This window comes from Rufibacter sediminis (assembly GCF_014269285.1).
Lineage (GTDB): Bacteria > Bacteroidota > Bacteroidia > Cytophagales > Hymenobacteraceae > Nibribacter > Nibribacter sediminis.
Map to the genome: position 1 here is coordinate 59,855 of NZ_JACOAF010000010.1, position 13,328 is coordinate 73,182.

General features: G+C 54.8%; 10 protein-coding genes and 1 riboswitch. Of the genes, 4 read left to right on the top strand and 6 right to left on the bottom strand.

Annotated elements, in window-relative coordinates; all coding sequences use genetic code 11:
- Positions 1-26 precede the first annotated feature (26 nt).
- The 4 genes from H7U12_RS04420 to H7U12_RS04435 are packed head-to-tail and all read left to right on the top strand — an operon-like array spanning position 27 to position 3,636.
- The gene (locus tag H7U12_RS04420) at positions 27-1,235 is read left to right on the top strand and encodes a PQQ-dependent sugar dehydrogenase (protein WP_186633524.1); all 1,209 of its coding nucleotides are present in this window, start codon (positions 27-29) and stop codon (positions 1,233-1,235) included.
- A 58-nt stretch (positions 1,236-1,293) separates the two neighbouring features.
- Positions 1,294-1,788: an ATP-dependent zinc protease family protein gene (locus H7U12_RS04425; protein ID WP_186633527.1), complete on the top strand. Its 495-nt coding sequence runs from the start codon at positions 1,294-1,296 to the stop codon at positions 1,786-1,788.
- Positions 1,785-2,720 carry a 30S ribosomal protein S6--L-glutamate ligase gene (gene rimK, locus H7U12_RS04430; RefSeq protein ID WP_186633531.1) on the top strand — a complete coding sequence of 312 codons (936 nt, stop codon included), beginning with the start codon at positions 1,785-1,787 and terminating at the stop codon, positions 2,718-2,720. Before H7U12_RS04425 ends, rimK begins: the two co-directional genes overlap by 4 nt.
- Entirely contained in the window at positions 2,698-3,636 is a 939-nt protein-coding gene (locus tag H7U12_RS04435; protein WP_186633534.1) for a succinylglutamate desuccinylase/aspartoacylase family protein, read from the top strand. Before rimK ends, H7U12_RS04435 begins: the two co-directional genes overlap by 23 nt.
- 252 nt (positions 3,637-3,888) lie before the next feature.
- Here H7U12_RS04435 and metF read toward each other — a convergent pair whose 3' ends face one another.
- The 6 genes from metF to H7U12_RS04465 form a co-directional block, all read right to left on the bottom strand.
- Entirely contained in the window at positions 3,889-4,842 is a 954-nt protein-coding gene (gene metF / locus H7U12_RS04440) for a methylenetetrahydrofolate reductase [NAD(P)H] (protein ID WP_186633537.1), read from the bottom strand.
- Between the two features lie 329 nt (positions 4,843-5,171).
- Positions 5,172-8,861: a methionine synthase gene (gene metH, locus H7U12_RS04445; RefSeq protein WP_186633589.1), complete on the bottom strand. Its 3,690-nt coding sequence runs from the start codon at positions 8,859-8,861 to the stop codon at positions 5,172-5,174.
- Between the two features lie 80 nt (positions 8,862-8,941).
- Positions 8,942-9,050: riboswitch (SAM riboswitch) on the bottom strand.
- A gap of 399 nt (positions 9,051-9,449) precedes the next feature.
- Entirely contained in the window at positions 9,450-10,595 is a 1,146-nt protein-coding gene (locus H7U12_RS04450; protein ID WP_186633540.1) for a fatty acid desaturase family protein, read from the bottom strand.
- A gap of 381 nt (positions 10,596-10,976) precedes the next feature.
- Positions 10,977-11,486, bottom strand: coding sequence for a hypothetical protein (locus H7U12_RS04455; protein ID WP_186633543.1), 510 nt, complete (start codon positions 11,484-11,486; stop codon positions 10,977-10,979).
- A 138-nt stretch (positions 11,487-11,624) separates the two neighbouring features.
- Complete coding sequence (locus tag H7U12_RS04460) at positions 11,625-12,410, bottom strand: SAM-dependent methyltransferase (RefSeq protein ID WP_186633546.1); 786 nt, start codon at positions 12,408-12,410, stop codon at positions 11,625-11,627.
- A gap of 255 nt (positions 12,411-12,665) precedes the next feature.
- Positions 12,666-13,328: an oxidoreductase gene (locus H7U12_RS04465; protein ID WP_186633549.1), complete on the bottom strand. Its 663-nt coding sequence runs from the start codon at positions 13,326-13,328 to the stop codon at positions 12,666-12,668.

Below are 13,328 nucleotides of genomic sequence, written 5' to 3' on the forward strand. Positions count from 1 at the left end.
CCGCCTCACCCGTACAATCTAAAACTATGAAACTTCCTTTACGACTTAAACTGGGGGCCAGTCTGCTGGTTCTGGTGGGCCAACTGTCCTGTTCCTCTAACTCGGGCAAGCCCGATGCCAACGAAGAAGGCGAGAGAACCTCCACCGCCGCCCAGGACACCGCCTCTGAGAACGTCACGGAGCAACCCGCCACCGATGCCGATCTGGCTAAGATCTCGCTGCCAGACGGTTTCCAGATCAGCTACTTCGCCCGCAACGTGGTCAATGCCCGCTCCATGGCGCTGGGGCCAGACGGCACCCTCTACGTAGGCTCCCGCGACAAAGGCAGCGTGTACGCCCTGCCAGATAAAAACAAAGACGGCAAAGCCGATGAAGTGATCACCATCGCCTCGGGGCTGAAGATGCCCAACGGGGTGGCGTTACGCAACGGATCGCTGTACGTAGCCGAGATCAGCCGCATCACGCGCTATGACAACATCGCCGAGAACCTGAAGAGCCCGCCCACACCGGCGGTAGTCTATGACAAATTCCCCACTGAGGAGCACCACGGCTGGAAATACATCGCCTTCGGGCCAGATGACAAGCTGTACGTGCCGGTGGGCGCGCCCTGTAACATCTGTGACCGCAAGGAACCGGTGTACGCCGCCATCAGCCGCATGAACCCAGACGGCTCCGGCCTGGAGGTGTTTGCCCACGGCGTGCGCAACACCGTAGGCTTTGACTGGCACCCCGGCACCAAAGAGCTTTGGTTCACCGACAACGGCCGCGACCTCATGGGCGACAACATGCCCCCGGATGAACTGAACCGTGCCCCCAAGAAAGGCATGCACTTCGGCTATCCGTACTGCCACGCCGGCGAGACCCTGGACCCCGAGTTCGGGAAAGGGAAGGACTGCGCGGATTACACCGCCCCGGTCCAGAAACTGAATCCGCACGGCGGAACCTTGGGCATGGAGTTCTACACCGGTACCATGTTCCCCGAGGCGTATAAAAACCAGATCTTCATTGCCGAGCACGGCTCCTGGAACCGCACCGAGAAGATCGGGTACCGCCTGAGCCTCTACCGCACCGATGCCCAGGGCAAAGGCAGCTTTGTGCCGTTTGCGGCGGGCTGGCTGCAGGACGGCAAGGAGTGGGGCCGCCCGGTAGACGTGGAGGTGATGCCAGACGGTTCGCTGCTGGTCTCAGATGACATGAACGATGCCATTTACCGCATCACCTACACCGGTAAATAAGGTTTGGTTTAGGGCCTGTTTTCCAAAAACGGCCCCAAAACGGTTAAGCTGTAAGGGTATGAAGAAAGACAAACCTGTTAAAAGCGTCATAGGCCGGCGGGAGATGGTAGATTTCCCCGCGCTGGAATTGTTTGACATTGAGGCCAAAGTGGATACCGGCGCGTATACGTCTTCTATTCATTGCAACAACATCCGGGAGGTGGATCTGCCGGACGGGAGGCGGGCCATTCACTTTGAGTTGCTGGACGCCAACCACCCCGGCTACAACCACAAGGCCTTTCAGTTCACCGAATTTGACCTGCGCTGCGTAAAAAGTTCGTTTGGCGATGTACAGGAACGCTACGTTATCCGTACCAAGGTGAAAATCCATGGCGAGGAAGTGGAGACCGAGTTCTCCCTCTCAGACCGGAGCGATCTCAAGTACCCGGTGCTTTTGGGGCGCACGCTGCTCCGGAAGCGCTTCGTGGTAGACGTCTCCAAGAAATACCTGTCGCTCAAGGCCAAAAACAAAACCAAGCAAAGAAATACCTCACCCAAGAACTCTCCGCTATGAAAATTGCGATTCTGTCTCGCGACCCTAAATTATATTCCACCCGCCGGTTGGTGGAAGCTGCCCAGCAACGGGGCCATGAGGCGGTGGTGCTGGACCACCTGCGCTGTGACCTGGTCATGGAGAAAGGTGATCCGCACATTCTGTACAAAGGGGAGTTGCTCACCGGCATAGACGCCATCATCCCGCGCATTGGGGCCTCCGTGACTTTTTACGGCACGGCCGTGGTGCGCCAGTTTGAGATGATGAAAGTGAAAAGCGTGGTAGCCTCCCAGTCCATCCTGCGCTCCCGCGACAAACTCCGCAGCCTTCAGATCATGGCCCGCGCCGGCCTGGGCATGCCTAAAACTGCGTTCACCAACTATTCCAAGCAAGTCAAGGAGCTGATCAAGGAAGTGGGTGGCGCGCCGCTGGTAATCAAATTGCTGGAAGGCACCCAGGGTCTGGGCGTGGTGTTGGCCGAGACCCAGAAAGCCGCCGAGTCTGTGATTGAGGCTTTCCACAACCTCAAGGCCCGCATCATTGTGCAGGAGTTCATCGCCGAAAGCAAAGGCGCCGACATTAGGGTGTTTGTGGTGAACGGCGAAGTAGTGGGTGCCATGAAACGGCAGGGCAAGGAAGGCGAGTTCAGGTCTAACCTGCACCGCGGCGGCAGCGCCAGCCTCATCAAACTCACCCGCGCCGAGAAAGCCGCCGCTCTCACGGCTGCCAAATCATTGGGGCTGGACGTGGCGGGCGTAGACATGCTGCAGTCCAAACGCGGACCGTTGATTCTGGAAGTGAACTCCTCGCCGGGGCTGGAAGGCATTGAGAAAGCCACCCAGCAAGACATCGCCGGAAAAATCATTGAATACATTGAGTTGTTGGTGAGCAAAGGCAAAGCCAAGAAACCTAAAAAGGCAAGTACCCCGGATGGCGGAGATGATCATCAATGATATTCCCATTTACGCCGGTGACCGGAAACTGATCAGGCTGAACATCTCCCGGCTGCCCAGCGGCACGGAGATCAACATCCCGATCCACGTGTTCCGGGCGCAGGAACCGGGGCCGGTGCTGCTGCTCATGGCGGGCATGCACGGCGATGAAGTGAACGGCGTGGAAATGATCCGGCGGATGATCCGGCGCGATCTGCTGCGGCCCTTGTGCGGCACCGTGCTGGCCATTCCCATTCTCAACATCTACGGTTTCCTGAATTTCTCCCGCGAAGTGCCCGATGGGAAAGACGTGAACCGAAGTTTCCCCGGCAACGCCAAAGGATCATTGGCCAGCCGCGTGGCCGCCCGTTTCACCAAAGAGATTCTGCCGCTGGTAGATTACGGCATCGATTTTCATACCGGGGGCCGAAGCAAATCCAATTTTCCGCAGATCAGGTGCCGCTTGGAAGACGGCGAGAGCGATACCCTGGCCCGGGCGTTTGGGGCACCCTTCGTCCTGAACTCCAATTACCGGCCCGGCTCCCTCCGGAAAGAAGCCTCCAACCTCGGGAAAACCATCATTGTGTACGAAACCGGCGAGTCTTTGCGGCTGGACGAACCTGGCATTATCCTGGGCCTGGAAGGTACCCGCCGGGTGATGCACCACCTGGGCATGGCCGCAGATTCGGTGCCGGCGTCGCAACCTTCCATCATTTGCCAAAGCACCACCTGGATCAGGGCTCCGCGCGCCGGGCTTTTCCGCAGTTTCGTGCGCAACGGGCAACAGGTGAACCGGGGCCAGCAGGTAGGCGCTGTTTCCGACCCCTACGGATACGCCACGCACCCCATCACCTCCCACGTCAGCGGGCACGTCGTTGGGCTGAATAACATGCCAGTGGTGAACCAGGGAGACGCCATTCTGCACATCGGCTACTAAGTACATGGATGTTTAAAGAGGAAGCGCCGCCTGTTTGGGTGTTTTGATTAGGTGATAAAAATCGATTTGTTGGCCCGGATGCTTTTGCCCTCTTTTCTGTAAAACAGCCTTTAAACGGAATGTTGTTTTTGCGCCGACGGTAAGGCATTACATTGGGCAAACGCAAGTCATACAAAACAGAAGGGCCACTCGTGCTAGCGAATGGCCCTTCTGTTTTGGGAGTGTTTTCCGGAAATGAGGGTGAAAACAGCCTTAGAAGATTTCTTTGGCCACGGCCACGGTCGCATCAGATTTACTCATGGTGTAGAAGTGCAGGCAGGGTACACCAAATTCCATCAGTTCCTTGCACTGCTGGATAGTCCAGTCAATGCCCACCTGTTTCACGTCTTTGGCGCTGGTGCAGGCGTCTACGGCGCTTACCAGGTCCTCGGGCAGGTCAATGTTGAAGTAGCGCGGCAGAATGCTCAGCTGGTTTCTGGTGGTGAGGGTTTTCAGGCCCGGAATGATGGGAACCGTGATGCCCGCCGCCCGGCACGCCTTCACGAAGTCAAAGAACTTCTGGTTGTCAAAGAACATCTGGGTGATGATGTAGTTGGCGCCCAGGTCTACTTTCTGCTTCAGGTATTTGAGGTCAGTAGACAAGTTGGGGGCCTCCATGTGCTTCTCGGGGTAACCGGCCACGCCGATGCAGAAATCAGTAGGCACGGGGTTTTCCATCTCCTCGTCTAGGTAATGGCCGTGGTTCAGGTCCACCACCTGTTTGATCAGGTCCGCCGCATACGAGTGCCCGTCTTTGTGCGGCCGGAAACCCGGCTCTGTCTTCACGGCATCACCGCGCAGCAAGAGCACGTTGTCGATGCCCAGGAAGTTGAGGTCCATCAAGGCGTTCTCGGTCTCTTCCCGGCTGAAGCCCCCACAGATGATGTGCGGCACCGCGTCTACGTGATACTTGTTCATGATGGCGGAGCAGATGCCCACCGTGCCCGGCCGCTTTCTAATGGTGATTTTCTCCAGCAACCCGTTCTCGCGCTCCTTGAACACATACTCCTCGCGGTGGTAGGTCACGTTGATGAACGGCGGCTTGAACTCCATCAAAGGGTCAATGCCCTGGTAAATGGACTGAATGCTGGTGCCCTTCACCGGCGGCAGAATCTCAAACGAGAAAAGGGTATTGGTGGCGTTCTGTAAGTGCTCAGTAACTTTCATTGAAGTTATGTATATCTCAGGCGTAAGCCTTGCTATTGCTTTTGTTTTGGCTCTCTCGTTTTGAAGAGGGCAAGGTGTTTTGAGGCAATTTGCCTCGATGGTTTCATATCTTACTTTTTTTTCCTTTCTCGTTCTCCCCATTTGTCATCCTGGAAGGATCTTGTGAACGAGCGGTAATAGCGCTTCTTTCACGCTTTTCTAGCTCGCCCACAAGTTCCTTTCAGGATGACAGAGGGAGAAGAGTGTTCTCCAAAAGAGAGGTTATCTCTTGAATAAGGAATTCCCTGTTTCGGGGCTGTTTTCATCAAACCAGTCCCGAAACAGAAAACCTAATAATTCAAATTCGGAGACAGCCAACGCTCAACTTCCTCCACGGTCATGCCTTTGCGCTGGGCGTAGTCTACCACCTGGTCTTTCTCAATCTTGCCCAACCCGAAGTATCGTGACTGTTTATGCGCGAAGTACATCCCAGACACAGCTGCGGTAGGGTACATGGCGAGGCTCTCGGTTAAGGTGATGCCCGTGTGTTTCTCCACGTCCAGCAACTGGAACAAAGTCGTTTTTTCAGTATGGTCCGGGCAGGCCGGATAGCCGGGCGCCGGACGGATGCCTTGGTATTTCTCTTTGATGAGTTCTTCGTTGGTGAGGCTTTCTTCCGGCTCATAGGCCCAAATCTCTTTGCGCACTATCTCATGCAACTTCTCGGCGAAGGCTTCGGCTAAGCGGTCAGCGAGGGCTTTAGCCATGATGCTGTGGTAATCGTCATGGTCGGCTTCAAACTGTTTTACCAGTTCATCCAGGCCAATGCCCGCCGTTACGGCAAAGCCTCCCGTGTAATCGGCTAATCCCGTTTCTTTAGGTGCTACAAAATCAGCCAGGGCGAGGTTAGGCACGTTGGGGCCTTTCTGGCCTTGCTGGCGAAGGGTACGGAAATGGGTCAAAATCTCGGTACGCGCTTCATCCGTGTAGATTTCCACGTCATCATCGCCCACTGAGTTGGCCGGAAACAAGCCCGCTACGCCGTTAGCAGTTAAAAGCTTCTCGTCTACAATTCGCTTGAGTAACGTTTGAGCATCGGCGTAGAGTTTGGTGGCTTCCGCGCCTACTACTGCGTCTTCCAGCAGTTTCGGGAATTTGCCGTGCAGCTCCCAGGCCTGAAAGAATGGGGTCCAGTCAATGTACGGCACCAGTTCTTCCAGCGGGAAGTTCTGGAATACCTGCACCCCGGTTTTGGCTGGGGTGTACACGTCTTCGGCTTTCCAGTCAATAGGCAGTTTGTTGGCGCGCGCCTGTGGTAGGGGCAGGTATTTCTTCTCTTTTTGGCGGCTCAGGTAGCCTTCGCGCATCTGGTCGTACTCCAGGCGGGTGTCTTGCGCGAACTTCTCTTTGTTCTCGGGGCTCAACAGGTTTCCTACCACGGGCACGCTGCGTGAGGCATCCAGTACGTGCACCACGGTGCCGTTGTAGGCTGGAGCAACTTTCACCGCGGTATGGGCGCGGGAAGTAGTGGCGCCGCCAATGAGCAGCGGGATGTTGAAGTTTTGCCGCTCCATTTCGCGGGCTACGTGCACCATTTCGTCTAGGGACGGGGTAATCAAACCACTCAGGCCAATCACGTCCACGTTGTGCTCGCGGGCAGCATCCAGAATTTTATCGGCGGGTGTCATCACACCCAGGTCAATTACTTCATAGTTGTTGCAGGCCAATACTACGCCCACAATGTTCTTCCCAATGTCGTGCACGTCACCTTTCACGGTCGCCATCAGGATTTTGCCATTAGTCTGGCGGGTGGAGGTGTCTCCGTTAGCAGCGGCGCGTACTTTTTCTTGCTCAATATAAGGTAGCAGATAGGCAACGGCTTTCTTCATCACGCGGGCGCTTTTTACTACCTGCGGCAGGAACATTTTGCCTTCACCAAACAAGTCACCTACCACGTTCATGCCATCCATCAACGGACCTTCAATCACCTCCAACGGTTTGCTAAATAGGTGACGGGCTTCTTCCACGTCCTGGTCGATGTACTCTACCAGTCCTTTTACCAAAGCATGCGTTAAACGCTTCTGCACCGGTTCCTGGCGCCAAGCCTCGTCGCGAACGACTTCCTTGCCTTTGTTTTTCACCGTCTCGGCGAATTCCACCAGGCGCTCGGTGGCGTCTGGGCGGCGGTTCAGCAGCACGTCTTCCACGCGCTCCAGCAGGTCCTTCGGGATTTCCTCGTAGACTTCCAGCATACCCGCGTTCACGATGCCCATGTCCAGCCCGGCTTTGATGGCGTAGTACAGGAACACCGAGTGCATGGCCTCGCGCACGGGGTCATTGCCCCGGAACGAGAAAGAGATATTACTCACTCCGCCGCTCACTTTAGCACCCGGAAGGTTCTGTTTAATCCAGCGGGTGGCGTTGATGAAGTCTACGGCGTAGTTGTTGTGCTCCTCCATGCCCGTGGCCACGGTGAGAATGTTGGGGTCAAAGATGATGTCCTCGGCGGGGAAGCCCACTTCTTTGGTCAGGATGTTATAGGCCCGTTCGCAGATCTGGATGCGGCGCTCGTAGTTGTCGGCTTGGCCTTCTTCGTCGAATGCCATCACTACCACGGCGGCACCGTAGCTGCGTACTTTGCGAGCCCGCTCCTTGAACGCTTCTTCGCCTTCTTTCAGCGAGATAGAGTTCACGATGGCTTTCCCCTGCACGCACTTCAGACCGGCCTCAATCACACTCCACTTGGAGGAGTCAATCATGATCGGCACCCGGGCGATGTCTGGTTCAGAGGCGATGAGGTTCAGGAACAAGGTCATGGCGGCCTCAGAGTCCAGCATGCCTTCATCCATGTTCACGTCAATAATTTGGGCCCCGTTCTCTACCTGCTGGCGGGCAATGGCCAAAGCCTCCTCGTACTGCTCATTCAAAATGAGACGGGCGAATTTCTTGGAACCGGTCACGTTGGTCCGCTCGCCAATGTTCACGAAGTTAGAACCTTCATACACGGTGAGCGGCTCCAAGCCTGAATAGGTAGGAACGGCGGGCAGTTGTGGTCTTGGACGTGGCGGATATTGTTTGGCAATCTCCGCAATGGCTTTGATGTGCGGCGGTGTAGTTCCGCAGCAACCACCCACAATGTTCACGAAGTTGTTGTCCAGGAAATCTTTGATGTGTTGGCCCATTTGCTCCGGCGTCTCGTCATAGGCCCCAAACGCGTTTGGCAGACCGGCATTTGGATACGCGCTGATATAGAACTTGGACGCCTTGCTCAAACTCTGCAAGTGTGGACGCAGCTGCTTTGCACCCAAAGCGCAGTTAAAGCCCACGCTCAACAGCGGCATGTGTGACACGGAGTACAAAAACGCCTCCACGGTTTGACCAGAAAGCGTACGACCGCTGGCATCGGTGATGGTACCGGATACCATGAGCGGAAGGCGTTTGCCCGTCTGTTGGCTGTATTGGTCAATGGCGAACAAAGCCGCCTTGGCATTCAAGGTGTCAAAAATGGTTTCCACCAACAGCAAATCCACGCCGCCGTCTACCAGCCCGCGCACCTGCTCCGTGTAGGCTTCTACCAGTTCATCATAGGTAATGGCGCGGTAGCCGGGATTGTTTACGTCTGGGGACAAAGACGCAGTACGGTTGGTGGGCCCGATGGCTCCGGCTACGAAGCGCGGCTTGTCTGGCGTTCTAGCGGTCCATTCATCGGCGGCTTCGCGGGCAATGCGGGCAGACTCGTAGTTCAGTTCGTACACCAAATCCTGCATGTCGTAATCGGCCATGGCAATGGAGGTGCCGCTGAAGGTGTTCGTCTCGGCAATGTCGGCGCCCGCCTCAAAGTAGAGGCTGTGAATTTCCTTAATGATGTGCGGTTGGGTGATAGAGAGCAAGTCGTTGTTGCCCTTCACGTCCAGGTGGTAGTCTTTGAAACGCTCGCCGCGGTAATCTTCCTCTTGGAGGTTGTACCGCTGGATCATGGTACCCATGGCACCGTCTAAGACTAAAATGCGTTTTTTTACTTCTTCCTCTATTGGGGTCATCTTCTCTGCAAACCAAAAGTTAGGTTGCGTCTCAAGAAAGGGCAGGAGGAAGTGGCGGGTAGGCGTGTAGGAATCTCCGTCACTCATCTCCCCCGTTGCAGCAGTGGCAGCGGGTAGGAAGTAGCACCCAACTGAATTGGGTTGCTAAGACATCACAGGGCCTAATCCCTCCGTCTTTCTTGATAAGCAGTAGCAAAGATACATGCTGCAATTGGATTCTGCAAATGTGCGAGGAATGGCGAAACGTAGAGCGGAAATAGCCAAAGCCACTCGGTGTTTTGAGGCTGTTTTCAGGAAATCGGCCCTAAAATGAAAAGGATGACACCGGAGTTTTCCTTGCGAACAAGAACGATAATTGCATTTAGGCTTCTTCCGCTTGCGGTATTTAGTCAAGTTTTTAAACGTTTTCCTGCGTGTCTCAGGTGGAAAGAAAGGGGAAAGATGGGCACGGCAGGTAAAGCAGCAAAGCCGATGCTCAGGTATGCACAGGAACGCAGGGGCAACGTTGGTGCCGAGGCATTAAAAAAAGAACCCGGACCTTCAGCAAAATCTGCCAAGAGTCCGGGTTCATCCTCTTTATAGGGAATGCTAGCTGAGCGCCAGGTTCTTTTCGGTAGGGCTTTCCACTTCGTAAGCGAGTTGCTGCTCCCGGTAAGCATGCCAGCCCAGTTTCTTTAACATGCGGTAGTGCGAACCCAAGGCTTTAGAGAAGGTGGGGCTTTCAATGTAAGGCAGGCCAAACTCAAAGGCGGTTTTCTTCACGATTTCCGAAATACCGGGATAATGGATGTGGCAGACTTTTGGGAACAGGTGGTGCTCAATCTGTTGGTTCAGGCCGCCCAGAAAGAAGCCCGCCAGTTTATTTTTGGTCGCAAAGTTGGCTGTGGTGCGCATCTGGTGATCGGCCCAGGCCTCTTCCATGTTCCCCTGAGCGTTGGGCTCCGGAAAATCAGTTCCTTCCACTACGTGGGCCAGCTGGAATACCAGCCCCATGACCAGCCCCTCGGCTAAGTGCAGCCCCAGGAAACCGATGATAAACTGCCACCAGGTAATGTCCAATACCACCAGCGGCAACACAATAAACAAGACGTAGTAAATGGCTTTGTACAAGAAAAGCTTGTAATATTCTTTTTTAGGGTGATTGGCCGTGTCCTGCTCCCCAATCTGTTTCTGGAAGAATTTGATGTAATCTTTCCGGAGCACCCAGGAGAGGGACGAGAGGCTGTACAGCCCGAAGGCGTAAATGTGCTGGAACCGCTGCACTTTGTTCACCTTCTCATTGGGGTCTACCCTGATGAGGCCTGGCGCCACCTCAATATCCTCATCGTGGCCGGGAATGTTGGTATAGGTGTGGTGTACCACGTTGTGCGTCAGGTTCCAGACGTAGGGGCTGGCTCCAATCAGGTTAAAGACAAAGCTGAATACCTTGTTCACTTTGCTGTTGGAGGACAGCGCCCCGTGAATGGCATCGTGGCACACGTTAAACCCGATAAAAGCACTGAAAACGCCCAGCAGCAACGCCAGCCCGAACATAGTCCAAACCCCAAACGCATTGGAGAGGATCAGGCCGTACAGGGCCAGTGCCCCAAGGAGGAAAAAAGCGGTTTTGCGCCACATGGCCGGCGTGGCGTGTTTTTCGCCGCCTTTTCCCTTGAGGTAAGCGTCTACGCGCAGGCGGGCGGTGGCATAAAATGTGGATTTATGCGTATTGGTGAATTTTAATTTCGATGACATGGAAATACTGTAAAAAGAAGGGAACCGCGAGAGGTGAGAATCAGCGGGACCTGCGCGGAGAGCGTTGGCGCAAATAAGAAAGAAGCTCTAAACCCCTTATTTAAAGGGATGTTTTCTGCTAACGTATAAAACACAATAAAAGTACCCTGAAATCCGTTTTTTTACGGATAAATAATCTGCCGCCCCTGCAAGAGGAGCCTCAGCGGATGCTTTTCGGCGAGAAGCTTCGTGGTGCTGGAGCCGGGTTTTAGCAAGCCATGGGCAAGGCTGCGGCAAGCCTGCGTTTTAGGCCTTCTTTCCTGAAAACAGGCCGGAAACGCCATCCTGCTAAAAAGAAAAAGCCTGCACAAGGCAGGCTCTTCTAGTAGGTTCGGGGAAGCATTAGAAGGTATAGCGCACGGTCAGAGCTCCGTCTCCATACAAGAAAAGTCCGTCTCGGTTGGTCTCGAAAAATGGCTTAAAATCAAGGCCCACTGATATCGGAATCTCCGTAATCTGATATTCCAAACCTACAATTCCATCTATCCCCACTGTGGTGAGGGTTCTGTTATATGATTCTACATAATGTTTGTTTGACGGCTTGTGGTAGTACCGGCCCCTGAAGACGCCCACGTGCGCCCCGCCGCCATAAAACCACTGCAGCCCCTCCACATTCAGGGCCGGGGCATGGAACTCAATCAAACCGGTTAGCTGAAAGCCCCGTCGGCCCCAGCCTGTTCCCAGAATACCTTCAAACGCGATGGCGTCCCGGAAGAAATATTTCCCGGAGATGCCCCCGGTCTGGCCGCCCACCCGCAGCCCTATGCCGCCCGTCTGGGCCTGGGCACTGTTCAGGTGGAACACGGAAAGCAATAAGATTCCCAGCCCAAAAATAAGATGTTTGTTTCTCATAGAAAAAAGATTCTTTGCAAAAGAAAGAAGCGTGTCACTTGCCCCTATAAAACTGCGCAGAACCCGGTATTATTTTACCTGTTGATAAAAACAGCGAACGGAAAGCAATAGCCCCATCCGTAAAACCGAGGCGCAAAGTTACGCTTTTTTGTAAGACTGCAGGTACGCCCCCCGCGAGGTACGCTGGCCCACGAGCCTGAAAAAGCTGATCTGGTGGTCTTTGTCTTTTTTTAAACCCCGCGCAAAAGGGTCTTTTTTCTGGCCGTGTTCCTCAAAATCGCGTACGTACTGCTCCCTAATCAGGTCGGCGGCGGGCAGCAGTTCAGCGGTGGTGATCTGCACCAGGCCGGTCTTTTCCCACAGTTTCCGCCACCAGGCTACCGAGTGGATGTAGTACCAGTACGCCTGAAAATCCTCCTGCAGAAATTCGGGCACCTGGTCAATGGTCTCAATCTCGTCTTTGAAGCAGACGTCCACAATACCAATGTAGCCCTCGGGTTTCAGGAAGCGGCAGATGTAGGGCAGGTACTTGTCATCGGTGCCAAAATAGGTGTACGAGTCGATGACCAGCACCACGTCAAAAAACTCCTCGGGGAAGGGCAGATTGCGGGCATCCAGCTGGAGCGGGAACACCTGGTTCTCCAGGTTCTCTTCCTGCACCCGGTTGTAGTTGGCCGAGGCCGAGATGGCTTCGTCTACGGCCCACACCTGCACGCCGTATTCCTTCGCCAGAAAGATGGAGCTGGCCGCTTTGCCGCAACCTAAATCCAGCACGCGCATCCCTTTCTTCAGGGGCAGGAGCGAAGTGATGCTCTCCAGGTTGAACAGCACGTTCTCGCCCATAGAATGCTCGCGCACCCATGTGGGGTCATACTGGGTACTGCGGGGGAAATGGTGGTTGATCTGGTGCTGGGCCGAGTCCATGGTGTCTGTTTCGTTTGCAGGCTGTACGCGGATGATAGCAAGAGGTTAACCCCAAACCGTTTTCCGTTTCAGGGCCCTTTTACCTAAAACGGCCTTAAAACAGAATGGTAGCGGCGCAAGTTGTGGCGGTTCACGCACGCAGGCAAAAGAGCCGGAATATGCGACGGGCCGGGTCAGACGCAAGGTGTTACGTCTATCGTGTTTTAGAGGCGTTTTCCGAAAATCGGCTTAAAAACAATCAGCAACCAACAATCATTAAGCGTATTGCTGCATCTGCTCAGAAGGGTGCACCAGCACACCGCCGCCGTCTTGCTTGGCGGCTTCCAGCATGGCTTTGGCCACGGTCTGGGCGTGGATGGCTTTGTATTTGCGCAGCGGACCGTTGAACAGGAAACCGGCGCCTTTCATGAAGACCTCGGCAGCTTTCTCCCCGAAACGCACCTCCTCCCGCTCGCCCAACAGCAGCGAAGGCTGGAAAATGTGTACGGCGGTAAACGGAAGTTTTTTGACGGCTTCCTCCATCTCGCCTTTCACCTGGTTGTAGAAAATGCGGGAGTGGGCATCGGCGCCCAGCGCCGACACCACCAGAAACTGCGTGGCGAAATGGGTGGACGTGAGTTTGGCCAGGTTCAGCACGTAAGTGTAGTCTACCTGCCGGAATTTCTCTTTTGAGCCTGCCTTCTTGATAGTAGTGCCTAAACAGCAATAAACGTCATCGGCGATGAGGCTGTGGCGGTGCTGCTCCAGGTTGTCAAAATCCACGATGATCTGCTGCAGCTTGGGGTGGTGGATGTCCAGCTTCTTGCGCCCCACCGAGATCACTTTATTGTAACGGGGGCTTTGGAGCAGGAGGTGTAGACAGTAATTGCCTACCAGCCCGCTGGCACCGGCAATAAGAGCTGCTTTGGCGGAAACCAT